This is a genomic window from Kitasatospora sp. NPDC001660 (genome assembly GCF_053596725.1).
Map to the genome: position 1 here is coordinate 57,450 of NZ_JBSFGU010000025.1, position 26,280 is coordinate 83,729.

19 protein-coding genes are annotated in these 26,280 nt (G+C 73.5%); 9 read left to right on the forward strand and 10 right to left on the reverse strand.

Annotated elements, in window-relative coordinates; genetic code table 11:
* Positions 1-61: 61 nt before the first annotated feature.
* Complete coding sequence (locus tag ACWCXH_RS24955; protein WP_449803697.1) at positions 62-4,600, reverse strand: hypothetical protein; 4,539 nt, start codon at positions 4,598-4,600, stop codon at positions 62-64.
* Positions 4,601-4,808: 208 nt separating this feature from the next.
* Between ACWCXH_RS24955 and ACWCXH_RS24960 the strand changes: the two genes are divergently transcribed.
* Positions 4,809-6,578, forward strand: coding sequence for a protein kinase domain-containing protein (locus ACWCXH_RS24960; RefSeq protein WP_449803698.1), 1,770 nt, complete (start codon positions 4,809-4,811; stop codon positions 6,576-6,578).
* An 85-nt stretch (positions 6,579-6,663) separates the two neighbouring features.
* Here ACWCXH_RS24960 and ACWCXH_RS24965 read toward each other — a convergent pair whose 3' ends face one another.
* Both ACWCXH_RS24965 and ACWCXH_RS24970 read right to left on the reverse strand, forming a co-directional pair.
* Entirely contained in the window at positions 6,664-7,194 is a 531-nt protein-coding gene (locus tag ACWCXH_RS24965; RefSeq protein WP_449803699.1) for an HAD family hydrolase, read from the reverse strand.
* 75 nt (positions 7,195-7,269) lie between these two features.
* The gene (locus tag ACWCXH_RS24970; RefSeq protein ID WP_449803700.1) at positions 7,270-7,662 is read right to left on the reverse strand and encodes an HAD family hydrolase; all 393 of its coding nucleotides are present in this window, start codon (positions 7,660-7,662) and stop codon (positions 7,270-7,272) included.
* Positions 7,663-7,836: 174 nt separating this feature from the next.
* Here ACWCXH_RS24970 and ACWCXH_RS24975 point away from each other — a divergent pair, with 174 nt between their 5' ends.
* Both ACWCXH_RS24975 and cyaB read left to right on the forward strand, forming a co-directional pair.
* Positions 7,837-8,388 carry an NUDIX hydrolase gene (locus ACWCXH_RS24975; RefSeq protein WP_449803701.1) on the forward strand — a complete coding sequence of 184 codons (552 nt, stop codon included), beginning with the start codon at positions 7,837-7,839 and terminating at the stop codon, positions 8,386-8,388.
* Positions 8,389-8,493: 105 nt separating this feature from the next.
* Positions 8,494-9,060, forward strand: coding sequence for a class IV adenylate cyclase (gene cyaB / locus ACWCXH_RS24980; protein WP_449803702.1), 567 nt, complete (start codon positions 8,494-8,496; stop codon positions 9,058-9,060).
* Positions 9,061-9,184: 124 nt separating this feature from the next.
* Here cyaB and ACWCXH_RS24985 read toward each other — a convergent pair whose 3' ends face one another.
* From ACWCXH_RS24985 to ACWCXH_RS25000, 4 genes are all read right to left on the reverse strand, one after another.
* Complete coding sequence (locus tag ACWCXH_RS24985; protein ID WP_449803703.1) at positions 9,185-10,222, reverse strand: ABC transporter ATP-binding protein; 1,038 nt, start codon at positions 10,220-10,222, stop codon at positions 9,185-9,187.
* Entirely contained in the window at positions 10,219-11,784 is a 1,566-nt protein-coding gene (locus ACWCXH_RS24990) for an ABC transporter permease (protein ID WP_449803704.1), read from the reverse strand. Before ACWCXH_RS24990 ends, ACWCXH_RS24985 begins: the two co-directional genes overlap by 4 nt.
* On the reverse strand, positions 11,781-12,845 hold the full coding sequence (locus ACWCXH_RS24995) for an iron ABC transporter substrate-binding protein (protein ID WP_449803705.1): 1,065 nt from the start codon (positions 12,843-12,845) through the stop codon (positions 11,781-11,783). Before ACWCXH_RS24995 ends, ACWCXH_RS24990 begins: the two co-directional genes overlap by 4 nt.
* 387 nt (positions 12,846-13,232) lie before the next feature.
* On the reverse strand, positions 13,233-15,590 hold the full coding sequence (locus ACWCXH_RS25000) for a heavy metal translocating P-type ATPase (RefSeq protein WP_449803706.1): 2,358 nt from the start codon (positions 15,588-15,590) through the stop codon (positions 13,233-13,235).
* A 346-nt stretch (positions 15,591-15,936) separates the two neighbouring features.
* On the opposite strand from ACWCXH_RS25000, the gene ACWCXH_RS25005 reads away from it, so the two are divergent.
* The gene (locus ACWCXH_RS25005; RefSeq protein WP_449803707.1) at positions 15,937-16,218 is read left to right on the forward strand and encodes a metal-sensitive transcriptional regulator; all 282 of its coding nucleotides are present in this window, start codon (positions 15,937-15,939) and stop codon (positions 16,216-16,218) included.
* A gap of 19 nt (positions 16,219-16,237) precedes the next feature.
* On the opposite strand, the gene ACWCXH_RS25010 is transcribed toward ACWCXH_RS25005, so the two are convergent.
* Complete coding sequence (locus ACWCXH_RS25010) at positions 16,238-16,879, reverse strand: hypothetical protein (RefSeq protein ID WP_449803708.1); 642 nt, start codon at positions 16,877-16,879, stop codon at positions 16,238-16,240.
* A gap of 285 nt (positions 16,880-17,164) precedes the next feature.
* Between ACWCXH_RS25010 and ACWCXH_RS25015 the strand changes: the two genes are divergently transcribed.
* From ACWCXH_RS25015 to xdhC, 5 genes are all read left to right on the forward strand, one after another.
* A complete protein-coding gene (locus ACWCXH_RS25015; RefSeq protein ID WP_449803709.1) occupies positions 17,165-17,614 on the forward strand; it encodes a hypothetical protein in 450 nt (149 codons plus the stop codon).
* A gap of 133 nt (positions 17,615-17,747) precedes the next feature.
* Positions 17,748-17,948, forward strand: coding sequence for a hypothetical protein (locus ACWCXH_RS25020; RefSeq protein WP_449803710.1), 201 nt, complete (start codon positions 17,748-17,750; stop codon positions 17,946-17,948).
* Positions 17,949-18,483: 535 nt separating this feature from the next.
* A complete protein-coding gene (locus ACWCXH_RS25025; protein ID WP_449803711.1) occupies positions 18,484-19,947 on the forward strand; it encodes a xanthine dehydrogenase small subunit in 1,464 nt (487 codons plus the stop codon).
* Positions 19,944-22,385: a xanthine dehydrogenase molybdopterin binding subunit gene (gene xdhB / locus ACWCXH_RS25030; RefSeq protein ID WP_449803712.1), complete on the forward strand. Its 2,442-nt coding sequence runs from the start codon at positions 19,944-19,946 to the stop codon at positions 22,383-22,385. Before ACWCXH_RS25025 ends, xdhB begins: the two co-directional genes overlap by 4 nt.
* 1 nt (position 22,386) lies before the next feature.
* Positions 22,387-23,196, forward strand: coding sequence for a xanthine dehydrogenase accessory protein XdhC (xdhC, locus tag ACWCXH_RS25035; protein WP_449803713.1), 810 nt, complete (start codon positions 22,387-22,389; stop codon positions 23,194-23,196).
* Between the two features lie 57 nt (positions 23,197-23,253).
* Here xdhC and ACWCXH_RS25040 read toward each other — a convergent pair whose 3' ends face one another.
* Together ACWCXH_RS25040 and ACWCXH_RS25045 are read right to left on the reverse strand one after the other, a co-directional pair.
* Positions 23,254-24,765, reverse strand: coding sequence for an NADH-ubiquinone oxidoreductase-F iron-sulfur binding region domain-containing protein (locus tag ACWCXH_RS25040; RefSeq protein WP_449803714.1), 1,512 nt, complete (start codon positions 24,763-24,765; stop codon positions 23,254-23,256).
* A complete protein-coding gene (locus tag ACWCXH_RS25045) occupies positions 24,762-26,135 on the reverse strand; it encodes a hypothetical protein (RefSeq protein WP_449803715.1) in 1,374 nt (457 codons plus the stop codon). The genes ACWCXH_RS25040 and ACWCXH_RS25045 overlap by 4 nt, the downstream gene beginning before the upstream one ends.
* Positions 26,136-26,280 lie beyond the last annotated feature (145 nt).

A 26,280-nucleotide genomic window follows, 5' to 3' on the forward strand; every position in this document is an offset into this window, starting at 1 on the left:
TCACTCTCCTTCGACTGCGAATTCGGCCGCCGGCCCGGCCGCAGCTTGGACAACGTCCGTTTCAGTACAGTGAGTTGATCTTGCGCTGGAGGGCGCGCAGCTCCGCGTCCTGCGGGTTGTGCTCGACGGCCTGCCTGATCAGCCGGCGGGCGTCCCGGTACGCGCGGGCGTTGGCCCGGGCCACGGCGTGGGCACCGAGGACGATCCCGAGCTCGCCGTGCAGTTTCGCGGTGTCCTCCGCCGAGCCGGACAGCCCGAGCGCCTCCTCCAGCAGCCGGACGGCCTCGGGGTAGCGCCTGGCCTCGTACTGGTCGACGGCCTCGCTGCGCCACACGCTGACGGCCAGCTTGCGGATGTCGGCGGCCTGGTCGTCGTACTCCATCGCCCTGCGCAGCAGCGCGGCGCGCTCGGCGAACGGGCGGTCCTGGAGGGTGTCCAGCATGTGGTTGGCCAGCATGACGCCGACCCGGCGCGGGGCCTCCTGATCGGGCCTGCCGGTGAACTCCGGGTCGGCGCGCAGGGCTTCGGCCATCCGGGACAGCGCCACCGTCCGGGTGCCGGCCAGTGCGGCGACGAGGGCGAGGCGGCGCAGCGCGAAGGCGAGGCCGAGGCGGTGGTCCGGGTCGGGGTTGAGGTCGATCAGCTCGCGCCACAGCTCCACGGCTTCTTCGAGGTCGCTTGTCGGGGCGTCGGGCTGGGTGAGCTGGCTGGCCCGGTTGCCGAGGGCGGCGGCGAGGAAGTGCCGGGCGGTCGCGTCGCCGGGGGTGAGGGCGAGGCTCTTGCGCAGCAGGGTGAGGGCGCGGGGGTAGTCCTTGGTCTCGTTGTTGATCTTCCGGGCCCACTGGGCGTAGGTGGCGCCGAGGTCGCTGCGCACCTCGGGGTGGTCGGGGGCGAACGCCAGGGCGCGTTCGAGGAGTTCGGCCGCGCCCTGCTGGTCGTCGTCGCTGCTCTTGAGCAGGGCGCGGGCGGCGCGCAGGCCGGACTCGGCGGCGATCTCGGCCGCGTCGACGGGGAGTTCGGCCCCGGGGACGGCGCGGGCGCGGGTGAGGGAGTCGAGGGCCTCGCGCCAGTCCTGGTTGCGGTGGTGCTCGCGGGCCTGGCTGACCAGGGTCGCCGCCAGCAGGCCGCGCCAGGCGTCGTCGCGCTGCGCCTCGGGCACGGCGTCCAGCGCGTCGACGGCAACGGACTGGCGGCCCTGGATGAGGAGGTAGCGCTGCGGGCCGAGAGGCCCGAACAGGTCGAGGGCCTGGTCGAGCGGGTGCGGCTCGGGGCGGGACGCGCGCCGCCAGCCCTGCACGGCACGGTCGAACTGCTCACCCCACCAGGGAAGTTCGGGCTCGGCACGGAGAAGTCCGGTCAGCGTCGGGCCGTGAGCGAGGTGGCCCGCGGTGGCCCGCCTGGGCTGACGTATCGTCATATCGGCCTGGGCGAAGGCGTCGGCACAGTGCGCCTCCATGGCGAGGCGCAGCGTCCAGGCCGTCACCTCCTCACCGGTGCGTCCCTCGGCGCGGTCGAGCTCCCGGAGGTCCTCGCGCAACCGGTCGAGGAGTGCGGCGCGGGCGGCGGCGATGCGCGGCGGCTCGGCCGGGCGGCCGCTGGCCCGGGCGGCCTCGACCCACAGTGCGGGCAGGTGCAGGGCAGCGGCCAGGCAACCGATCGTCCACCGCCAGACCTGCGGGTCGGCGGTCTCGCCGACCGAGCCGGGCGCGGTCGCCAGGCGGTACCCGGCGAGGCCGAGGGCGTGCAACAGGCGCGGGTCGGTCGGATCGGTGAGCAGCAGCGCGTGGTAGGCGTGCCAGGCCTCCCAGCGACGGCCCTCCACGGCGTGCCGGTGGGCCTCGTGCTCGGCCAGCATGCCGAGGGTGGCGGCGGCCTGCGGGTGGTCCGGCGTCAGCCGCAGGACCTCGCGCAGGTCGCCGGCGGCCCGGCCCGGCTCGCCCGCGTCGAGGCGGCCCGCCGCCCGGCGGACCAGGACGGCGGCACGTTCCCGGGCCGCCGACTCCGGCAGCTCGGCCAACGCCTCGTCCAGACGGCCGAGTTCGGCACGGAGCAGGGCGAGGTCGAGCCGGACGGGCGCGGCCGCGGCACTCTCGCCGAACGCCTCGACCCAGGCGGCGAGCACCGATTCGGCCTGCTCGGGCACGCCGGCGCGGCGCGCGCAGTCCAGGACGGCCCGCAGGGCAGGGCCGGCGCAGCGGACGCAACGCGGGGAGGCGGCGCCGGCGGGCCGGTACAGGTGCGCGTCGCACGCCTCCCGGCCGCAGCCGCCGCACGCACCGGCGGCGGGGGCGGCGCAGAGGGCGCATCCGGCTTCGGCGGGCAGGTCGGTGACGGGGTCGGGCGCGGCGACAACGGGCTGCGCCGGCCCGGTGGCATGCGCCGACGGGGCCACGTCCGGGGCGGCGCAGCCGACGCAGCGCTGCGCGCCCGCCGCCCCGGCCTCCCCGGAGCGGTCGAAGTGCGCGTCGCACGTCTCCCGGCCGCAGCTGCCGCACACACCCGACGCCGGCCGTCCGCAGACCTCGCACCCCACGGCCGGGACCGCCGGAACGGCGCCCGGCGCGGCGTGCGCCACCGGGCCGAGACCGGCCGGCCCTGGCATCACGCGGGGGCCGGGGGCCGGCGCCGGGCCCCGACCGGGGACGGGTATCGCGCCGGGGCCCCTGCCCGTCGCCGGCCGCGGTGCCGGGGCGGACAGGAAGTGCCGGTGCCACTCCAGTGCCGTCGCCCAGTTCCCGGCGCGCTCCGCGAGGGCGGCGCGCAGGCGGGCGAGGGCCGGGTCGCCCGCCGGGTCGGGTTCCAGCGGCGCGAGCAGGGCGACCGTCTGCACCGGGCGGCCGGCCAGGAGCGCGGCGGCGGCCAGGTGGTAGCGGTCGCGCGGGCCCGCGTGGGCGTCGAGCAGGCCGGGCAGGGCCTCCGTTCCGCCCTCGGCCAGGGCGAGCGCGGCCCGCAGCCGTCCCTGCCGGGCGCCGACCGCGCCCGGCAGGCCGTCCGCGAGGGCCAGGGCCTGCCTGGCGTGCGTCCGGGCCTCCGGGCTGTCCCGGTCGGTGACGAGCCGGTGCGCGGCCTCGCGCAAAGCGGCCTCGCGCAGCGCCAGGCGGTAGGCGGGGACGGCCGGATCGTCGGCGACCGCCTGTTCCCACAGCTGCCGGGCCATCGCCGGTTCGGCCGCCAGCCCGCGCCGGGCCAGCCGGTCGCGGACCACGGCGAGCCATGTCCGGAGGTCGTCGTCGCGCAGCCCCTCGAAGCGGGTGAGGGCGCCCACCAGGTCGCCCGACCGGAAGCAGGCCAACCCGTGGTGGAAGGCGGCGATGCGCCCCCACCGGGAGTCGTCCCCCGCCTCGGTGCGCAGCAGCGGCTCGGCCTCGCCCGTCCGTCCGTCGGCGAGCAGGGCCGCGCCGAGGCGGACGCGCGCCGGGTGCCAGTCGGGGTCCAGCTCGAGGCCGGTGCGGTAGTCGGCGGCGGCCTCGGCGGGGCGGGCGGCCCGTTCGTGCACCAGGGCCAGGCCGAACCGGGCCGGGGCGAAGGCGGGTTGGGCGGCGAGCGCGGCGATGAACTGCTCCTCGGCCTGGTCGTCGGCGCCGAGCAGCAGCGCGAGCCGGCCGAGGGCGTAGTGAGGGCGCGGGTCCCAGGAGGCCTCGCCGGCGGCCGCCCGGAGGTCGGCCCAGGCCGCCTCGGTCTCGCCGAGCCGCTGCCGGGCCAGGCCGCGGAACAGCAGGCTCTCGGCGCGCAGCACCGGCCCGCGGGACCACCGGTACGCCTCGCCCGGCGCGCGCCGCAGCGCCTCGTCGAAGGCGGCCACCGCGGGGGTGTCCCGGTGCAGCGCGAAGAGCTGTGCACCCCACCGGAACCAGATTTCGCCGCCGCCTCCCGGAGCGGCCGCCGCGAGCAGGGCCTCGGCCTGCGCCGCGCGCTCGGTGCCGCGCAGCACGGCCGCCCGGGCGAGCACCGGCCAGTCCCGGCCCGGCAGGGCGGCGAGAGCCTCCTGGGTCGCGGCGTCGCGCTGCTCGGGCGGGCCGTCGTGGCACAGGCGCTGGAGCCAGTCCAGGGCGCGGGCCGCCGCGTCGGCCTCGGCGCCCGGGCCGGCGCCGCCGGTCGTCGCCTGCGCGGAGGTCGTCGCCTGCGCGGAGGTCGTCGCCTGCGGGAAGGCCGTCGCCTGCAGGAAGGCGAGCAGCGGCGCGAGGGGGCCGGCCGGCGCCTGCATCCGTTCCTCGGCGAGCCGTTGCAGGCTCCACCGGGGCAGTTGCCGGGCCGGGTCGACGAGCAGCGGGAAGGCCTCGCGGTGCAGCGCGAGAGCGGCCTGCGGGTCGCCGGCGGCCGCCGTGGCCTCGGCCTGGCCGAGCAGGGCGAGGCCACGCTGCCCGGCCAGCTGCCCGGTGAGCGGCCCGCCCACCGGGCCAGGGGCCGCCGCGAGCCGTCCGGCCAACTTCGCGTACCGGCGGCGGGCTTGTTGCGGCTTGCCCGCCGCGAGCCGCTCGGCCGCCCCGGCCAGGGCCTTCGCCACCGCCTCGGGGTCGAGCGTCCGCCTGCGGCGGACCACCAGGACGCCGGCCACACCGGCCAGTGCCACCACGATCAGCAGCACCGCGAGCTGCGCCATGCACCGTCCCCCTGTGCTCCCGAACCGCCCCGATCATGATCAAGTAAGCTCGTTCGACCATGAGTTGACGCTGTTTCATGATGTTGCTCAGCGAGCATCAGGATAGGCCCTCCGCGGGGCGGCGGAACAGGAACGAGCACTATCCTGGGCACCGCGAACAGCCGAACCGCCGTCGACGGCCCGGCGTCAGGCAGCAGACGGGGGTGGCATGTCCGAGTCGCGTTGGGTGCCCGGGCTCCGGTTCGGGCCGGAGTTCGACCCCGAGCAGTACGAGCTCCTCGAATTCCACCACCGGGGCGGCGAGGCCGAGGTGTGGCGGGCCGTTCGCACCGGCCACAACGGGCGCAAGGAGCTCGTCGCCGCGAAGATCATGCTCGAACGGGACCCGTCCGAGGTCCGGCGCTGGCTCGGCCGCTGGGACGACGTCTCGCACAACGCCCACCGCCTCGGCGTCACCGACCTCGTCGTCCCGAGCTTCCTCCTCGGCCCTTCCCCGCACCGGCCCGGTACCGCGCCCACCGGCGGGCTCCTCGGCTACCAGATATCCCCCTGGGTCGACGGCGTCCCGCTGCACACCTGGGCCCGCACCAACCGCGGCGGGCTCGCGGCGGCGGCCGAGGTGCTCGCGCGGCTGTGCCGCATCGTCGACGAACTGCACCGCAAGCGCTGGGTGCACCGGGACATCTCCCCCGCCAACGTCCTCGTCGACGCGGGCGGCCAGGTCAAGCTCATCGACCTCACCTTCCTCGCCCCGCTCGACCACACCCTCACCGTCGCCGTGTTCACCCCCGGGCACGTGCCGCCCGAGGCCGAGCAGATCGGCGGCTTCCCGACCGCCGCCAAGGACCTGTTCGCCGTCGGCACCCTGGCCCGCGCCCTGCTGCTGCCCGAACACGGCCGCCTCGACCACCGGCTGGCCGTCGAACAGGCCCGCGCCGAACTCCTCTCCGCCGGGTACGGCGATGAACTCGCCCAGTGGGCCTGCGAACCGCTCTCCCGCGACCCCGACCGGCGGCCCGCCCCGCTCGGCCCCTGGGCCGCCCGTGGACGCGAACTCCTGCGTGCGCACCGCCCGTTGCCCCGCACCACCGGCCTCGCCGTCCTGCCGGACACCGACGGCAGACCGCTCGTCGCCACGGCGCGGGCGGACGGGGGTGTCCTGCTGGCGGGTGCACAGGGGCTTCCACCCGGCCAGGGGCCGGGCACCGTACGGGAGTTGGTGTGCGGGAGGGCCGGCCTCCGCGGTGAACTCGTGCTGTGCGCCGAGGACGGCACCGGCACCCTGTGGGTCGGCACCACGACCGGCTGGTGGGAAGCCGCGCGCGGCGTCACCGGGCTCGCGGGAGGCGTCGACGCCACTGGCGAACTGACGGTCTGGACAGCCACCGGAGGCGCCCTGCACTCCTTCCGCTGGGCCCCCGGCCGCACCCTCACCGGCCGCGAACTGCCCGGCTGCCCCGCCGACCGGGTCCTCGCCGCCATCGAGGAGCGGCCCGGCGCCTGGCTCGTCCTCGTCCAGCACCGGGACCGCGTCCTGTGGTGGCGGGCCGGCACCGCCCCCACCCCGCTCGGCCCGCCCGGGCCGCTGCGGGCCGCCGCCCTCGCCCGCACCTCGGCGGGCCCACAGGCCGCCACGCTGCGCGCCGACGGCTCCGTCCAGCTGCACACCCTCGGCACGGCCGGCCCCGCACCCGAGGTCGGCGACGGCGAACCCGCCCACGGCCTCGCCCTGGCCGGCCACCGCGGCGGCCCCACGCTCGCCCTGGCCGGCGAGGGCGGCGTCCGCCTCCGCACGGCCACCCCGGCCCGCCACCCCCGCTGGTGGCGCCCCACCCTCCGCCCGGCGACCCGGGTCGCGCTGGCCGTCGGCGACGACTGGCGGCTGTGCCTGGCGGCGGTGGTGGAGGGCGAGCTGCAGTGCTGGCAGGAGGACACGGCCTACCGCTGGCAGCCGGTGGCCCTGCCGGACGCGACGTGAGATGCCGACGGAAGATCCCAACCGGGTCCGTCCTCGCTGTTCCACCACGCACGCTGCACGTCCGGAGTGAGGGTGAGCCCGACTGTTATCGACCGACCAGCAGCCCGGCCAGCTCGGTCAGCGAGTTCACGATCCAGTCCGCGTCGGGCGCTGGATTTGTCAACCCGATCGGTCCGCGGCGGAGGTGGGCGGTCCGCAAGCCGGCAGCGCGCGCCGGTGTGATGTCGTTGGCGGGGTGGTCGCCCACGTACACGATCTCGTGAGGCTCGCCCGGCGCCCACTGGATCAGCCGCTTGAAGAAGTCGGGCGCCGGTTTGGAGACTTGCCACTCACCGGACGTGGCGATGGCGTCGGCCGGCAGGTCGAGCTCTCGCAGCAGGTCGCCCACCCCGGCGTTCTGGTTGCCTGCGATCCCCACCCACAACCCTGCCTCCCGGAGCCGCGTCAGAGCTGGGCGGACGTCCGGGTACAGGTCCGTCTCATCGAGATAGTCGCCCTTGCCTGCCGCCTGTCGGGCCCGCCACTCGGCGGCCACATCCACTCCGGGGCGAGCGATGCGGATCGCGTCCGCGTTGTCCCGGCCCTCGGCCAGCACTGCGCCGACCAGCGCCGACATGGTATGCGCGGGCACACCGAGCCACCGAGCCCAGTCGCCCAGTAACGGGTGTCGCTGGTCAGGGTCTCCCCGATGTCAAACACCACAGCGCGCATGGACCGAGCCTACGGGAGTGCGCTGATCGTTCTCTCGGGCGATGACTGCATGGCCGACGCGACTGATCGTCACGCCGCTACTCCTGGCCGGCGACTCTCGGTTCCCTGCAGTGTTGGACTTGGCAATCAGCTCGGGCAACTCCGCGAGGGAGTCGATTCGGAACGTCGCTGTCTCGGCAGCCGGGTCGTGCTGCCGGATCCAGCCCCACGGGCCACGCCGGATCAGCGCCGTCTGCATCCCCGCTGCACGAGCGGGAAGCACATCGTTGTCCAGGCGGTCGCCGACGTACAGGATCTCGTCCACGGCGGCCGGGACCACCTCGGCGACCCGCTCGAAGAACTGGGGGACCGGCTTGCTCGCGTTGCCCAGCATCCGCAAGCGACTGGCCGACTGGCGGTCCGGGGCCATTCCGACGGTTCGCTGACCCGGTGGCCGTTGAGGCCACCACCGGACAGCTTGGCCCTTGGAAAGCGGCGAAGCCCGTACGGGAACTGCTTGCGCGCGTGAGAGAGTCGGAGCACCAGCTCACGCACGCGCAGGAGGCTCATGGTGGAGTGGCAGACCTACGGGCGGCGCCAGGTCTACGGGAGCCCGTGGGTTGAGGTATGGCTCGACGACGTCGAGGTGCCCGGGGTCGGCCGGATCGACCACCACGTCCTCCGCATGCCCCGGGCCTCCACCACCGCCGTCGTCACCAACGATCGGGGCGAGTTCCTCCTGATCTACCGGCACCGGTTCATCACCGGCCGCTGGGGCTGGGAGGTCCCGGCCGGTTGGGCGGATCCGGGCGAGGATCCGGGCGCCGCGATCGCTCGTGAGGTCGAGGAGGAGACTGGTTGGCGGCCAGGCCGTGTTGAGTCGATGACTGAGTACGACGCTCTCGCGGGTATCTCGGACATGCATTTCAGGTCGTACCACGTCACTGGATGCACCCGCGTTGGCGCGCCGGAGGACGCCAGCGAGGCCACCCGGGTTGAGTGGCTGCCGGAAGCCGAGGTCGTGCGGCTCCTCGTCTCGGGCCAGGTTGCGGATGGTCCGTCGTTGGCCTCGCTTTCCTACTACCTCGGCCCCTACCGGCTCGCCAAAGGCTCCTCCTGACAGTGTCGGGTGAGGTCTGACGACGCCCCGCCCCCCGGAGGACATCGGGGCACGCGGGTACAGCAGTGGACAGCGCTGAGCGCGTGATCCGACGCAGGGAGCAGGATGGCGATCGAAGCGGAACTCAAAGCGGTCGTACGCGACCCCGAGGGCGTGCTCAAGCAGTTGGAGGACCAGCACGGTGCCGGGCGCGCCGAGGTCTACCTCGACACCTACTACGACGCGCCGGACGGCAGCCTGATGGGCGGCGACCGCGAGGTGCGGATCCGCACCGTCCACAGTCCGGACGACACCCGTACCGTACTCACCTACAAGGGCGCCCGGATCGACGAGGCGTCCGGATCAAAGCCGGAGGCCGAGACTCGCGTCGAGGATGCCGACGCGGCGCACGAGATCCTCCGGGGCCTCGGATACGTCCCCCGGATCGCGTTCGAGAAGCGTTGCAGAAACTACGGGTTCGGGCGGAACGGCCGGCGGCTGCTCGCCACGCTCGTCCGGGTGCCCGAACTGGACGCCACGTTCATCGAGGTCGAGACTGCAGCAGCCACGGAGAGCGACCTCGGGCCAGCGCTCGCCGTCGTCCGTGCGGTGCTGACGGACCTCGGGATCGGTGAGGACGACCTGACGACCGAGTCGTACACCGACGCCGTCGCGGCAGTCCGGCCGGTCTGACTGCATCCCCGGCACGGCGAACGCGGCACGTACAGCGCGCTCGGCAACGCCCGACGAGCTCAGCTCTCAGTGGGCCGTCCGTGCCGTGGGCGCTGTGGCCACCGCACGGACGGCTTGGCCCTTGCTACCTCGGCCCGTCCGGAACCACGTGGACCGGGCCCGACGTGGTCACGTAGGCCTCGCCCTGGGGCCAGGGGCGGGGGGTGTAGGCGATCAGGGTGGGTGGGAGGGTCTCGGATTCGGGGCGGAGCTCCACGCGGTGGTCGTGGCCTCGGAAATCGGTGGCCACCACGTGAGCGCGGACGGCGTCGGGGGTCGACGTGGCACTCAGGCGCAGCTGGTGGGGGCGCACGAGGGCGAGGGCGCGGCTGCCGGAAGGGGCCTCGCCGGCCAGCGGGAGTGCGCCGAACGGCGTGTGGGCGCGGCCGTCGGTGAGCGTGGCGGGCACGAGGTTGGCCTCGCCGAGGACGCGGGCCACGGCGGCGTCCGCCGGGCGGTGGTAGAGGTCATCCGGCGGGCCGGCCTGGGCGATGCGGCCGTCGCGCAGCACCGCGATGGTGTCGGCGAACGCGAGTGCCTCGTCCTGGTCGTGGGTGACCAGGATCGCCGTCGTCCCGGCCTTCCGCAGGGTCGCCGCGACCTCGCGTCGCAGTTCGGCCCGCAGCGCGGCGTCCAGGGCGGCGAACGGCTCGTCCAGAAGCAGGAGTTGAGGACGAGGGGCCAACGCCCTGGCCAGCGCGACGCGCTGCTGCTGCCCGCCCGACAGCTGGTGCGGGCGGCGGTCGCCGAGCCCGGCCAGGCCTACGAGTTCGAGCAACTCGTCCACCCGCGAACGCCGTTCGGCGCGCGGAAGCCCGAAGCCGATGTTGCCCGCCACCGTGAGGTGCGGGAACAGCGCGCCGTCCTGCGGCACGAGGCCGATGTTGCGGCGCTCGGCGGCGAGCCGGCTCCGCCCGTCGTCCAGCGTCCGCCCGTGCAGCACGACGCTGCCCGCGGCGGCCGGGTGGAAGCCGGCCACGACCCGCAGCAGCGTGGACTTGCCGCAGCCGGACGGCCCGAGGATGCAGGCCAGGGCGCCTTCCTCCACGCTCAGGTCGATGCCGGAGAGGACCGGGCTGCGTCCGTGGGTGGCGTGCAGATCGACGACGGAGAGTCCGGTCATGAGTTCTTCCCTGGGCGGCCGAGGGTGCGGTGGGTCAGCAGGAGGACGGACGGGACGGACAGCGCGACCATGAGGGCCGCGTACGGCGCCGCGGCCCCGTACGCGAGGCCGCTGGTGTACACCCAGAACTGGGTGGCCAGCGTCTGCGTGCCGGTGGGGCGCAGCAGCAGCGTCGCCGTCAGCTCGGTGGAGGCGGTGAGGCCGACCATCGCGACGGCCGCGCCGAGCCCGGGCAGGACGAGCGGCAGGGTGACGCGGCCGAGTACGGCGAGCGGCCGGGTGCCGAGCGAGCGGGCGGCCTCCTCGACGCCGGGCGGCACCTGGGCGAGGGCGGCGCGGACGGCGGTGAGGGCGAGCGGGAAGAACAGCACGACGTACCCGGCGATGAGCATCGGCGGCTGCTGGTACAGGGGTTGGGCGTAGCGGACGGCGAAGTACACGACCGACAGCGCGACCGCGATGCCGGGCAGCGCCCGGGTGAGGTAGGCGAGGCGCTCCACGAGCAGCGCGGCCCGGCTGCCGCGCCGCCACGCGTACAGGGCGACCGGCACGGCTGCCGCGGTGGCGGCGAGGGCGGCGCCGAGCGCGTACCCGAAGGTGGCGAGGGTGGCGCCGAGGACGGAGGCGGAGGGCAGGGTCGTCGAGCTGCCCTTGACCAGCCAGTACCCGAGCGCGTACAGCGGAACGCCGAGCGAGACCCCGACGAGCGCCGCGAGGCCGGCGAGTGCCGGTGCCGTCCACCGGCCGAGGCGGACGGGCCGCGCGGTGCGGGCGACGGCGCCGTGGCGGGTGACGCGGGCGTGGCGTCCGGCCCAGGCCTCCAGGCCGACGAGCAGCAGCGCGAGCGCCACCAGCACGAGGGTGAGCAGGGAGGCGGAGGCGGCGTCGAAGCCGAGCTTGTACTGGGTGAACACGGCGGTGGCGAAGGTGGTGTAGCGCAGCATCGCGAACGCGCCGTACTCGCCGAGCAGGTAGAGCGACACGAGCAGGACGCCGCCGGCGAGCGCGGGCCTGGTGAGCGGGAGGGTGACGCGCCACAGGGTGGCGAGGCGGCCCCGGCCGAGCGAGCGGGAGACCTCCTCGGCGGCGGCGTCGCCGTGCCGCAGGGCGGCCGCGACGGGCAGGAACACGAGCGGGTAGAGCGAGCAGGTCATGACCAGCACCGCGCCCCAGTAGCCGTGGACGGAGCGGAACAGCGAGACCCAGGAGTAGCCGCGGACGAACTCCGGTACGGCGAGTGGCAGGGCGAGCGCGACGGTCCAGGCGCGGCGCCCGGGCAGGGTGGTGCGTTCGACCAGGTAGGCGGCGCCGAAGCCGAGGACGGCGGTGAGCAGGGTGACGGCGGCGGCCAGGGTGACGGTGTGCCAGAGCAGGGTGGTGATCAGCGGGCGGCCGAGGAGGCGCTGCGCCTGGTCCCACCCCGCCTGCACCGCCTGGGCGATGACGAAGCCGAGCGGCGAGGCGACGACGGCGACGACGGCCATCGCGACGGGTGCGAGCAGGCCGGCGGCCCGCCACCGCCGGAGCGGGGACGGGCCTGCGGGAGGGGTGGCGGCGGTCACTGGAGCAGACCGGCGTCCTGGAGCAGCGACAGCGCCTGCTTGCCGTCGCCCAGCTGGGCGGGATCGGCGACGGTGCCGATGCCGTCCAGGGCGGGCAGTTCGGGCTTGCCCTGCACGCCGGTGACGAGCGGGTACTCGTAGCTCTCGGAGCCCGCGATGACGGTCTGTGCCGGGGCGCTCGCGAGGTACGCGAGGAAGGCCTGGGCGGCGGCCTGGTGCTTGCCGCTCTTGAGGACGGCGGCGCCGGAGACGTCGACGAGGGAGCCCGGGTCGCCCTTGGCGAAGTAGTGGAGGGTGCTGTGGGTGCTGCCGGCGCCCTTCTCGTCGCGCATCCGGTAGAAGTAGTAGTGGTCGATGACGCCACCCTCGACCTCGCCGCTGTTGATCGCGGCGGAGAGGGTCTCGTTGCTGTCGTAGACCTTGGCGTTGTCCTTGAGGCCCTTGAGCCACTGCTTGGCCGCGTCCTCGCCCTTGGCCTTGAGGACCTGGGTGACGACCGGGGCGAAGTCGGTCTCGCTGGGGGCGATGCCGAGCCGGCCCTTCCACTCGGGCTTGGCGAGGTCCAGGACGGAGGCGGGCGGCGCGGTGTCGGCGCCCTTGCCGGTGGCGGCGAGGAAGGCGGACGTCCGGGCGGAGACGCCGACCCAGTCGCCCTTCGGCGAACTGTCCGCGGCGGGAACGGACTTGAGGGTGTCGCCGGCGACCGGGGCGAGCAGCCCCTTGTCGTCGAGGACGGTGAGGGCGGGCGGGTTCTCGGCGTAGAAGACGTCGGCCGGGGAGGCGGCGCCCTCCTGGAGGATCTGGTTGGCGAGCTCGGCCTCGTCGCCGGAGCGCAGTTCGACCTTGATGCCGGTGCGCTTGGTGAAGTCCTCGGTGAGCGCCTTGACGGTCTGCTCGTGCTGGCCGCTGTAGAGGGTGATGGTCTGGCCGGCGAGGGCGGTACCGGAGGGTGCGGGAGAGCCGTCGGTGCCACTGGAGCCGGAGCTGCCGCACGCGGTGAGGGCGAGGGCGCAGGCGGCGACGAGGGACAGGGCCGCGAGGGGCCGGACGGTTCCGGGCATGGTGAGGATCCTCCGAGGTGGCGAGGGGTTCGGCCGGACGCACAACCTCCACGGCCCCGGTTCGGGCCGTCGGGACGCGGGTGTCGGCGGCCTGACGGTACGAAAACCTAGGGCAGGGAAGGCTTGCCTAACAAGTTTCGGAGCGTCACATCTCGGCCCGGTCTCGCACGGGTCGCGCTTCGATGGACAAACCGCCAAGGCCGGGCAAACCAGCCTTCAAGCGCAGGTCAGAGCGGGGGTGTACGACTGATCGGCAGCAGGGCGGCTTCCGGGCTCGGACACACTGCGTAACCACCGGCCGGTCGTACCGGGACGACCGGGCAACACCACGGCCCCGGAACCGGCGCTTGGGTTCCGGGGCCGTGGTGCTCCTTGCCGCCGCGGGGATCAGCGGAAACGGCGGAGCCGGAGGCTGTTGCCGACCACGAAGACCGACGAGAAGGCCATCGCGGCGCCCGCGATCATCGGGTTGAGCATCCCGGCGGCCGCGAGCGGCAGGGCGGCGACGTTGTAGCCGAAGGCCCAGAACAGGTTGCTCCTGATGGTCGCGAGGGTCCGGCGGGAGAGCCGGATGGCGTCGGCGGCGGCCATCAGGTCCCCGCGGACCAGGGTCAGGTCACCGGCCTCGATGGCGGCGTCGGTGCCGGTGCCCATCGCCAGGCCCAGGTCGGCCTGGGCCAGCGCGGCCGCGTCGTTGACGCCGTCGCCGACCATCGCGACGACCTTGCCCCCGGCCTGGAGCCGCTTGACGGTGTCCACCTTGTCCTGCGGCAGGACCTCGGCGATCACGTGCTCGGGCGCGATCCCGACCTCGGCCGCGACGGCCTCGGCCACCGGCCGGTTGTCACCGGTCAGCAGGACCGGGGTCAGGCCCAGGCGGCGCAGCTCGGCGATGGCGTCCGCACTGGTCGGCTTGACCGCGTCGGCGACCTCCAGGACGGCCCGCGCCTCGCCGTCCCAGCCGACCGCGATCGCGGTCCGGCCGGCGGCCTCGGCGGTCCGCTTGGCCTCGGCGAGGCGCTCGGGCAGGGGCTGGGAGCGGTCCGCGAGGAGCGCCTCGCGGCCGGCGACCACGGTGCGGCCGGCCACGACGCCCTGGACGCCGAGGCCCGGGACGTTCTCGAAGCCCTCGACCGGCGGCAGTTCGCCCGCCTGCGCGGCGGCGGTGGCGATCGCCCGGGCGATCGGGTGCTCGGAGGCGTGCTCCAGGGCGCCCGCGAGGCGCAGCGCCTCGGCCTCGGTGACGCCGTCGGCGGTGTGCACCGCGAGCAGGGTCATCCGACCGGTGGTGACGGTGCCGGTCTTGTCCAGGACGATGGTGTCGACCTTGCGGGTGGACTCCAGCACCTCCGGGCCCTTGATCAGCACGCCGAGCTGGGCGCCGCGGCCCGTACCGACCAGCAGCGCGGTCGGGGTGGCCAGGCCGAGGGCGCACGGGCAGGCGATGATCAGCACGGCGACGGCGGCGGTGAAGGCGGCGGTCCAGCCCTCGCCGGTGCCCAGCCAGTAGCCGAGGGTCGCGATCGCGAGGGTGATCACGACCGGCACGAAGACGGCGGAGATCCGGTCGGCGAGGCGCTGCGCGGCGGCCTTGCCGTTCTGCGCCTCCTCCACCAGCTTGGCCATCCGGGAGAGCTGGGTGTCCGCGCCGACCCGGGTCGCCTCGACCACGAGCCGGCCGCCCGCGTTGACGGTGGCACCGGTGACGGCGTCGCCGACGGAGACCTCGACCGGGACGGACTCGCCGGTGAGCATCGACGCGTCCACGGCCGACGCGCCCTCGACCACCACGCCGTCGGTGGCGATCTTCTCCCCTGGACGGACCACGAACCGCTCGCCGACGGCGAGTTCGGCGATCGGGACCCGCACCTCCTCCCACCCTCCCCCGGCCTTCGGCCGGGGGTACCCCCGGCCCACCACCGCCCTTGTCCGAGGGCGCTGCGCGTCCGCCCCCTTGTCGCGCAGCACCGTGACGTCCTTCGCCCCGAGCTCCAGCAGCGCCTTCAGCGCAGCCCCGGCCGTCCGCTTCGAGCGGGCCTCGAAGTAGCGGCCGGCCAGGATGAAGGCGGTGACGCCGGCCGCCGCCTCCAGGTAGATGTTGCCCGCGCCGTCGCTGCGGCCGATGGTCAGCTCGAAGCCGTGCCGCATGCCCGGCATGCCGGCCGTGCCGAAGAACAGCGCCCACAGCGACCACAGGAACGCGGCGCCGGTGCCGAGCGAGACCAGGGTGTCCATCGTCGCGGCGCCGTGCCGGGCGTTGGTGAACGCGGCGCGGTGGAACGGCCAGGCGGCGTACGTCACCACCGGGGCGGCGAGGGTCAGCGACAGCCACTGCCAGTTGTCGAACTGCAGGGCCGGCACCATCGCCATCGCGATCACCGGGACGGCCAGCGCCACGGCCGCGATCAGCCGCTGCCGCAGCGGCGCCGGCTCGCCGGCCGGCTCGGCCTGCTCGCCGGCGGGACCGGCGGCGGGGCCGGCGGCGGGGCCGGCGGCGGGGCCGGCGGCGGCCGGGGGCTTCGGGAGGGCGGCGGTGTAGCCGGTCGCCTCGACGGTGGCGATCAGGTCGGCGACCTCGACCATGCCCCCGAAGGTGACCTTCGCCTTCTCGGTGGCGTAGTTGACGCTCGCCGAGACCCCGTCCATCCGGTTGAGCTTCTTCTCGATCCGCGCGGCGCACGATGCGCACGTCATGCCGCCGATCGAGAGTTCCACCTCCGTGGAGGCGGGTGCCTGCGTGGTCATCATTGCTCCTCGCGACTGCGGCGCTGCCGCTTGGTACCCGGGTGGGGTATCTACTGGCGCCGGGTTCCTTTATACCCATGGGGGGTACCTGGGGCAAGGGCTCGACGATACCCCCCACAGGTATCTTTGGATCGAGCGGAACGTCTTGATCAATACCCCACGGGGGTATCAACGACGCCTCGACGGCTGACGGCAGATCCGCGTCACGAGCCCTACGGCCCGGACGGACGGCAACCCGTCACCCGTCCGTCCGGGCCGACACCCGCGCGAGCGATACCACCCCCCGGTACCCCTCGGTACAGTGGGGAGCTCCGGGTCTCCCCCCGCACAGGAACCGGAGGCCGCCATGACCGGCTACCACCCCCACAAGGACGACTTCCTCAAGCGGCTGCGCCGCGTCGAAGGCCAGATCCGCGGCCTGCAGCGCATGGTCGAGCAGGACACCTACTGCATCGACGTCCTCACCCAGGTCTCCGCCGCCAGCCGCGCCCTGCAGTCCTTCGCGCTCCAACTCCTCGACGAGCACATCGAATGCTGCGTGCGCGACGCCGTCGCCGGGGGCGGCCAGGGCGCCGACACCAAGATCAGGGAGGCCAACCAGGCCATCGCGCGCCTGGTCCGCTCCTGACCGCACCGGCGGAGCCCGGCTAACCCCGCGCCAGCTTCACCGCGCCCGCCGTCATGGCCAGCCAGCCGCCGACGATCAGCGCGATCGCCACGGCGAGCGGCAGGTGGACGGCGCCGAAGAGGAAGCCGCCCATCCACGCCACGACGAAGAACGGCACCAAGCCCACGAGGGCGAGCCACCGGACGTCCTCGTCCTGCCCCGGCAGGCCGAGCATCAGCACGCTGGTGCCCACGGCGATCAGCAGCGACAGCAACGCCACGCGACCCCGTTGGAAATGGGGGATCACGGACTCGTGCCCCTGGAAGCCGACTTCGGCCACGTCACCCTTCCAGACCTTCAGCAGCACGTACGTGCCGACGTCCGCGTCGTCGTAGAACGCCTCGCCGACGCCGTAGTCGTCGCCCTCGGGGTCCGACTCCCGTGCCACCGTGAGGTTGTAGGTGGTCGAGTCGCCGTTGCGGTCCACGGACCGGTTCGTCACCCGGCCGCTCTCCAGCCGCACGCAGCCCTCCCCCGGACGCGGGTTGCCGGTGCTGCAGACGGGCGCGTCGGCGAACGCGTCCACCTCCTGGTTCAAGGCGACGGACCGCGCGATGCCGACCCCGACCGCGCACAGGCCGATCACGAGGAGCACCCCGCGCAGCAGCACCACGAGGACCATCCGCCATCCGCGCCGCGGCCGTGCATCCCTCACGCCCTCCACCGCCCCCGCCCAGTGCTGCCGACACCCGCTCCCCCTGCGGAGCCCCGTCGGGATGATGCCAAACAATGGGCGCCCCGGGGCCGAAAACCCCGACATCCCCCACCGGCACCCCCAGGGGTGCCGTTCCGCTGCGTACGACCATGGTCGGAGCGGATCCGGCACCTGAGGTGCACGGACGCCGCCCCGCGCACCGCCCAGGATGGAGGGGCGAACACCGGCCCCCACACCCCAGGAGCGTGAACCATGGCCATCCGACGAAACCCGGTGATCGGCGGCGCGGCGGCCCTGATCGGACTCGGCGCGCTCGCCGCCTTCGCCGTCCCGACCCTGAACGGCCTGCGGGAGGACCGGCACGTCGAGGAGTCCGCCTACGCCACCGGCGCGAAGGCGAAGGCCGACCGCCAGTCGATGCCGTCCTGGCTGCCGGACGGCGCGACGACCGTCGACTACCGCATGTCCACCACGGGTTACGACCGCCTGCTGGCCGCCACCGTTCCCGACGGCCGGCTGCCCGCGGGCTGCACGCCGGGCGAACCGCGCGGCAACGTCAACCTGACGGCGGCCTGGTTCCCCGGCGACACGCGCGCCAAGGCGACGGCCCGGTGCGGCAACTACGACGCGGCCCTGATCGGCGACCGGCTGTACGCGTGGCAGGACCACGCCGTCGAACTCGCCGCCCTGCGGGCGAGTTGAGCCGCCCCCGCGCTACGGCGCCTTGAGTAGGGGGAGCACGACGTCGTCGAGGATCTCACCCACAACCTGGTCCGACGGCACGACGCCGCCGACCAGGAACGCGTCCCGCAGGAGGTCGAGCGGGAGCGAGACCGTGCGCGGCCCCGACGGGCACGCGCGCCGCGCCTACGGCCTCACCGGCGACCCCGTCGTCCTGGTCCGCCCGGACGGATACGTCGCGCTGACCGCGGGCACGATCGAAACGGCGCAACTCCGCACCCACCTAGGCCAGTTCGCCCTGTACTGCCCCACCGGCCACAGCGCCGCCCACACCGAGGTCGACAACGACAACTGACGCGTGCTGCCTGCCCGGCGCGGACGCGGACCGCGCCGGGCCCCGCACGCTTCGCCGGCCGACCCAATCACCGCCGGCCTCAACCGCAGCGGGCAGTTCGACCGGCAGCAGCTGGCCAGCGCAGGCGTGCCCAACCCGCGTCGTACCGGGGGCAACGTCTTGACCGCTGTGGCCCCAGCCACTACCTTGCGGTGGACACCGACCCATGAGTACCGGAAGGAGGCGACCAGCGGATGAACACCAACTCCGATCTGGGTCGCCTCGCCCGCCGCACGGTCTGGGTTCCGGGCCGGATCGCGCACGGCTGCTGAGCACGCCGTTCTGATGTGCCCGTCCGTGGCACATTCCGGGTTTCCCGTCACGACCTCCCGACAGTCACCGTTGCCTGTCGTTTCCCGTCACCAGCTCCCGGCAGTCACTGTCGCCTGTCGTCTTGCGCCCGCTCCTCTCACCTGGCGCGCCTGAACACAGAAAGCTGCCTGAAATTGGCGAACATGATGAATCAACCGATCGCGCACCGGAACGAAGGCCTGTCATGGTAGCGGCGCGGATCACGGTCAACGGGAAAGAAACACCGATTTCACCGGCTGCGCCCCACACCACAATGCTGGATTTTCTGCGCGAGCGTGGCCTCACCGGCACCAAGGAGGGCTGCGCCGAGGGTGAATGCGGCGCCTGTTCGATCCTGGTGGCCCGTCCCGGGGTACACAAGCCCACCGACTGGGTAGCGGTCAATGCCTGCCTGGTCCCGGTCGCGGCGCTCGACGGTCAGGAGATCATCACCTCCGAAGGTCTCGCCACCCCCGGCGAACCCGGCACGCCGCCCGCCCTGCACCCGGTGCAGGAGGAGATGGCGGTCCGCGGCGGCTCCCAATGCGGTTACTGCACGCCGGGGTTCATCTGCAGCATGGCCGCCGAGTACTACCGACCCGACCGCTGCGCGCACGCGGACTCCGCCGACAGCACCGACGCCGAGCACGGTCCGAACGGTTTCGATCTGCACGCGCTGAGCGGCAACCTGTGCCGCTGCACCGGTTACCGCCCGATTCGCGATGCCGCGTTCGCCGTCGGCACGCCCGCCGATGAGGACCCGCTGGCGCAGCGTCGCGAGCAGTCTCCGCCCGCGCCGGTTGCCACCGAATACACCCAGGACGACAGCGCGTTCCTACGGAGGAGCACCCTGGCCGAAACGCTGCGGTTGCTGCGGGAGCGGCCCGACGCGGTGGTGGTCGCCGGCTCCACCGACTGGGGCGTGGAGGTGAACATCCGTTCCCGCCGGGCGGATTGCGTGGTCTCCGTCGACCGGCTTTCCGAACTGCGGGAGCTGCGAGTCGAATCCGACCACGTCGAGATCGGGGCGGCGCTGACGCTCACCGAGATCGAACGCCGCCTCGACGGCGCTGTCCCGCTGCTGGCACAGCTGTTCCCGCAGTTCGCATCCCGGCTCATCCGCAACGGTGCGACCCTCGGCGGCAACCTGGGTACCGGCTCCCCCATCAGTGACAGCCCGCCGGCGCTGCTCGCGCTGGAGGCATCGGTGGTGCTCGCCGACGCCGACGGTGAGCGCGAGGTCCCGCTGGCGGACTACTTCACCGGCTACCGCCAGAGCGTGCGCCGTCCCGGCGAGCTGATCCGCACGGTGCGCATCCCGCTGCCGCTCTCGCCGGTCACGGCCTTCCACAAGATCGCCAAGCGGCGCTTCGACGACATCTCCAGCGTGGCAGTCGCTTTCGCGCTCGACATCGCGGACGGGACCGTCCGCAAGGCCCGCATCGGCCTGGGCGGCGTGGCCGCCACCCCGATCCGCGCCCTCGCCACCGAGGCGGCCCTGGAGGGCGAGCCGTGGGCGGCAAAGACGGCCGAGGCCGCGGCCCGGGTGCTGCAGGCCGAGGGCACGCCGATGAACGATCATCGCGCCAGCGCCGGCTACCGCTCCGCGATGCTCGGCCAGAGCCTGCTGAAGCTGTACGCGCAGACCACCGAGGCGGTGTCGTCATGAGCCATCTGTCCGAGCGCCCCGAAAAGGCCGTCGTCGGCCTCCCGATGCCGCACGAGAGTGCCGTCCTGCACGTCACCGGCACCGCGCTCTACACCGACGACCTGGTCCATCGTACCAAGGACGTGCTGCACGCCTACCCGGTGCAGGTCATGAAGGCCCACGCCAGGATCACCGCGCTGCGCACCGAGCCCGCGCTCGCCGTGCCCGGTGTGGTCCGCGTGCTGACCGGCGCCGACGTGCCCGGCGTCAACGATGCCGGGATGAAGCACGACGAACCGCTGTTCCCCGACGAGGTCATGTTCCACGGCCACGCGGTCGCCTGGGTGCTCGCCGAGACCCTGGAGGCAGCCCGGCTCGGCGCGGCGGCCGTCGAGGTGGACCTCGACGAACAGCCCTCCCTGATCACGCTTCAGGAAGCGATCGCGGCCGACAGTCTTCACGGCGCTCGGCCCGTGATGCTGACCGGCGACGTCGACGCCGGCTTCGCCGGCTCCGCGCACGTGTTCACCGGCGAGCTCCAGTTCTCCGATCAGGAGCACTTCTACCTCGAGACGCACGCGGCACTGGCCTATGTCGACGAGGCCGAGCAGGTGTTCGTCCAGAGCAGCACCCAGCATCCTTCGGAGACCCAGGAGATCGTCGCGCACGTGCTCGGTCTGCACAGCCACGAGGTGACCGTGCAGTGCCTGCGGATGGGTGGCGGCTTCGGCGGCAAGGAGATGCAGCCGCACGGGTTCGCGGCCATCGCCGCGCTCGGCGCCAAGCTGACCGGTCGGCCGGTTCGGGTGCGGCTCAACCGGACCCAGGACCTGACCATGTCCGGCAAGCGGCACGGGTTCCACGCCGAGTGGAAGATCGGCTTCGACGCCGATGGCCGCATCCAGGCCCTGGACGCCACCCTGACCGCAGACGGTGGCTGGAGCCTGGACCTGTCCGAGCCGGTGGTGGCCCGCGCGCTGTGCCACATCGACAACACCTACTGGATTCCCAACGCACGCATCGCCGGTCGGATCGCCAAGACCAACAAGGTCTCCAACACCGCCTTCCGCGGCTTCGGCGGACCGCAGGGCATGCTGGTGATCGAGGACATCATGGGCCGCTGCGCGCCGCTGCTCGGCCTGGATCCGATGGAGTTGCGGGAGCGCAACTTCTACCGGCGGGGTCAGTCGACGCCGTACGGACAGCAGGTCGTCCAGCCCGAACGGATCTCCGCCGTCTGGCACCGGGTTCAGGACGACGCCGGCATCGCCGATCGCAAGCGCGAGATCGCCGCCTTCAACGCCGCGCACCCGAACACCAAGCGGGCACTTGCGATGACCGGCCTCAAGTTCGGAATCTCGTTCAACCTCACCGCCTTCAACCAGGGCGGTGCGCTGGTGCTGATCTACAAGGACGGCTCGGTCCTGATCAACCACGGCGGCACCGAGATGGGCCAGGGCCTGCACACCAAGATGCTGCAAGTGGCCGCGACCACGCTGGGTATCCCGCTGCACAAGGTGCGGCTGGCCCCGACCCGGACCGACAAGGTGCCCAACACCTCCGCCACCGCCGCCAGCGCCGGGGCGGACCTCAACGGAGCGGCGGTGAAGAACGCCTGCGAGCAGTTGCGCGAGCGGCTGCTGCGGGTGGCTGCCACCCAGCTGGGTACGAACGCCGCGGATGTGCGCATCGTCGAGGGCGTCGCGCGTGGCCTGGGCAGCGACAAGGAGCTGGCCTGGGACGACCTGGTGCGCACCGCGTACTTCCAGCGAGTTCAGCTGTCGGCGGCCGGTTTCTACCGGACCGAGGGGCTGCACTGGGATGCGAAGACGTTCAAGGGCTCACCGTTCAAGTACTTCGCCCATGGCGCCGCCGCGGCCGAGGTGGAGGTGGACGGCTTCACCGGCACGTACCGCATCCGGCGGGTGGACATCGTGCACGATGTCGGCGACAGCCTGTCCCCGATGATCGACATCGGTCAGGTCGAGGGTGGTTTCGTGCAGGGCGCGGGTTGGCTGACACTCGAGGACCTGCGCTGGGACGCCGGTGACGGTCCGAACCGCGGCCGGCTGCTGACCCAGGCCGCGAGCACCTACAAGCTGCCGAGCTTTTCGGAGATGCCGGAGGAGTTCAACGTCACGCTTCTGGAGAACGCCGGCGAAGAGGGCGCGGTGTACGGCTCCAAGGCGGTGGGTGAGCCTCCGCTGATGCTGGCGTTCTCGGTGCGAGAAGCGTTGCGGCAGGCCGCGGCCGCGTTCGGGCCGAGCGGGGTCAGCGTCGAGTTGGCCTCGCCCGCGACACCGGAGGCGGTGTACTGGGCGATCCAGGCGGCCCGCCAGGGCGGTGTCTCCCGGAGCGGTTGCGTCCGCAACGGGTCTGCCACCAACGGCCACGCCGGAAACGGGCACGCCGGAAACGGCGAGATCCGAACCGACACAAGGTCGTTGAGCGGTGCCTGACATGACGTGGGTCGCCGCGGTCGCACGGTTGCGAGCACGCCGGGAGCCCGGCGTGCTCGTGACCGTCGCGACCGTGCGCGGCCATGCCCCGCGCGAGGCCGGCGCGAAACTCGTTGTGGGGCAGATCAACACATGGGGCTCGATCGGTGGCGGCAATGTCGAGGCCGTCGCGATCGATCGGGCCCGGGAGATGATCGCCGCGTCCACGCCGGAGCCGGAACTGATCGATTTCGCCCTCAACGACAAGGTGACCAACCGGCATGGCGTGCAGTGCTGCGGCGGCACGGTCTCGGTGCTGCTCGAACCGCTGCCGGTGGTACGAGCGGTGGCGATCTTCGGCGTCGGGCACGTCGGGCTGGAACTGGCGCGCATCCTGGCACGTCAGGACCTCGACCTCCATCTGATCGACACCCGCGCCGGCATCCTCACCGAGGAGCGGCTCGACGTGCTGGCGGACGCGGTGGCACAGGTGCACGTGCATCACACGCCGCTGCTGCCCGAGGAGGTGCTGGAGGGGTTGCCGCGCGGCACCCACATCCTGATCATGACCCATGATCACGCCGAGGACGCCGCCCTGTGCGACGCCGCCTTGCGCACACCCCACCTCGGCTCCATCGGGCTGATCGGGTCGGCGGCCAAGTGGGTGCGGTTCCGCAAACGCCTCGCCACCGAGGGCGGTCACGACGAGGCCACCATTGGTCGGATCAAGACCCCGATCGGGCTGGCCGACATCACCGGCAAGGCACCCGCGACAATTGCCGTGAGCGTCGCCGCCGATCTGCTGCGCACCTTCGAAACCGAGGGGAACTGACTCCCCGACCAGAGTAGTCACGGGCCGACAGCCACGTCGATCACCTGGCCACCCGGTTCAGCGGCCGGACGCGGCGAAGCGCAGGGCCAGCGCCGGGCACTGGTTGACCGCCCGTTTGGCGGACAGCGTCAGCCAGACCGGCACGGGGCCCTCGCTGACCACCGGGAAGCCGTGCTGGTCGAGCGTGAACAGCTCCGGGGCGATGTCCGCGCACAGTCCGTGCCCGTCGCACAGGGCCCAGTCCACCTTCAGGTTCACCCGGCCGGCCTCGGCAGCGTCCCGGTCCGGGCTCCAGGGCACGGTTGGCAGCACTGCGCGCACCCGCCGTCCGCAGCCGGCGCCCTCGGCGTGCGCGCGGACGTCCTCGGTGAAGGCGCTGAGCGCGGACCGGACGAACCCGGCGGAACCGTCGGGGTGGGAACAGGCTCCCTGTCCCACCACCGCGGCAGCGAGCCGGCGGACCTCCTCCACCGCGCGGGCACCGCCGCCGGCGACCATCGCGCCGAAGGCCCGCGCCAGCTCCGGCAGTCCGCGCCGGCAGGGACCGCACTGGCCCGCCGACTCCGCGGCCAGCCACTGGACGATCCGGTACGCCTCGCCCAGCGGACAGGTGTCCTCGGGCAGCGGGATGACGATCCCGGCGCCGAACGTGCCACCGGACTGCCGCATGCCGGCCCGGGAGCAGGGGGCGGACACCGCCGACGCCGCGTCCAGGAACATTCCGTGGTAGCCGCCGACCAGCACTCCTTGGCCCGGCCCGGTCCCGCAGGCGTCCAGCACCGCACCGAGCGGGGTCCCGGCGGGGGCCTCCACCACCACGGGCCGCCGGGCGCCCGGCCGGTTGACCGTGAGCAGCACCGTTCCGGGCTCGGCGTCGGGGCCGACGGTGCAGTACGCCTCCGCTCCCAGCCGGGCGGCGACGGCCAGTTGGGCGTACGTCTCGGCGTTGGAGAGCAGCGTCGGCAGCCCGTCCACGCCGCCGGGTCCGCCGTCGGAGGAGCGGACCTTGCGGCTCGGCGGCAGGGCGACCAGGCCGTTGATGCCGCGGATCAGCGAACCGGACTCGCCGGAGACGAAGCGGGCCGGCTGCTGGACGACCCGGATCGGCAACCGGGAGCGGCGTTCCGCGACCGCCGCGGGCATCGAGGTGACGCCCGGGCTGCCCTCGTCCACGCCGACGGCAACGCTGTCGGCGCGCAGCGCCTCGCCCACCAGCAGCGCCCCGTCCAGGACGAGGTGCGGGGCGCGGGCGAGCAGCATCCGGTCCTTGGCGCTGCCCGGCTCACCCTCGGTGGCGTTGACCACGACGGCTGCGGGCAGACGTCGGCGCCGCGCGGAGTCGATCACCGCTTTGAGCTTGCGGGCGAAGGGGAAGGCGGCGCCGCCCTTTCCGGCCAGCCCGATCCGCTGGGCGAGGTCGACCAGCTCCGGCGCGCCGTACCTGGGCAGTGGCCCGTGCACGGCGAGATGGGCCTCGTAGCCCATCCGGATGTACTGGTCGAGCCCGGCGGTGAGCCGGGGCGGTCCCATCCGGATGACCTCCGGGACGTCCGCGGTGCCGGCCGTCATCGGTTCGGCCAGGAGTCGACGCCGTAGCCGAAGGGCTGTGTCCACGTGGGCTGGTACCCGTAGCCGGGACCGGCCCAGGACCCCTCCGCAGGTGGGAACTGCGGGCCGGTGTCGGGGGCCTGTGGGTACCCGGGCTGGCCGGCGTACGCCTGGGGCGGGTACTCCTGGGCATACGGCTGCTGGGGGTACTCGACCTGCTGTTGTTGCTGCTGCTGGAACGCCGCCTGCTCCACGAGGTACTGCTGACCCCCTCCGTAGAACATCGCGTTGAGTTCGCCGGTGTCCCAGGCATCCATCGTGAACTGGGCCTGCTGTTGCATCTGTTGCTGTTGCTGCTGGAACGCCGCCTGCTCGGCCAGGTACTGCTGACGGCCGACGTCGAGCAGGGCGTTCAGCTCACCGGTGTCCCACTGCATGGCGGCTGTGTCCATCGGCACCGGGGCGGGCACGGCCGCAGCCGAGGCGGGTTCCGGGGTCGCTGCCGGCCGGGTGTCCGGAAGCTCCACGTCCAGGGCCAGCATCGCCGAGGACTCCCCGAAGACGGGCAACTGGTCGCCGAGTGGCGGGTAGTCCGCCTCCTCGCCGGGGCCGATCAGGTCCACGGCGATCAGGCGGCGGTTGGCGTTGACGCCGGTGGTATTGCGTCCGGCTCCGTGCAGGAACTTGATGAGGAGGACGAGCGCCACCGCGGCCATGTTGACGCCGTACGACCACACGACCCAGCCCCTGGCCGGTCGCCCGGCCTCCAGCCCGTGCGCCAGGGCGAGCGGCCACGAGGCGTAGGCGACCCAGTGCATCGGTCGCCACAGCCGGGTGAGACGGGGGTTGTCGGCGAAGCGGCCGCGGAGCGCGCCGGTGACCGCGGCCAGGACCAGGAGCTCCGCGGCGATGGTGCCGACGCCGACCACGAAGCGGGTACCGGAAGCGAACGGCACGACCGCCGCCGCGGGAGCGGCATGCCCCTCGGCGACCTTGTTGGCGATGTGGATCACCAGCGTCACCACCGCGGCCACGGAGACGGCGCGGTGCAGGGCCTGCACCACGACCCTGTGGCGCGGCGTCAGCATCCGTCGCTCGGCCGCCAGGAGTCCGAGCGTGACACTGCCGCTGAGGGCCATCAGCGTCAGCACGCCGAAGAAGAAGTCGACGAACCGGTGCACCGCCTCCGTGCCGCTGCGGTTGTGCGCCGTCGCGGGGAGCTGGAGAGCCTGCAACACCGTGGCGACCACGGCGAGCACCACCACGGCGGCGGCGACCAGGACAGGGATCGGGGGCCTCGGCAGCTCCTGTGCCGTGCCGGCGGCGGCCGCGCGAAGCCGCACCACGGTGTCCCGCGGGGACTTGCGACGTGGCCTTGTCGAATTCCTCAAGCTCTGTCCTTGTCCGATAGTGATGGCGGCCCGGCGGTCGGCGCGGACCCGGTGCACATGAGCGTGGGTTCCCCGGTGACAGACGACGTCAGCCGTGTGGCGCCGGGGAAAGCGGCGGGAGACCCACCGCCTGGGTGACGGCGCG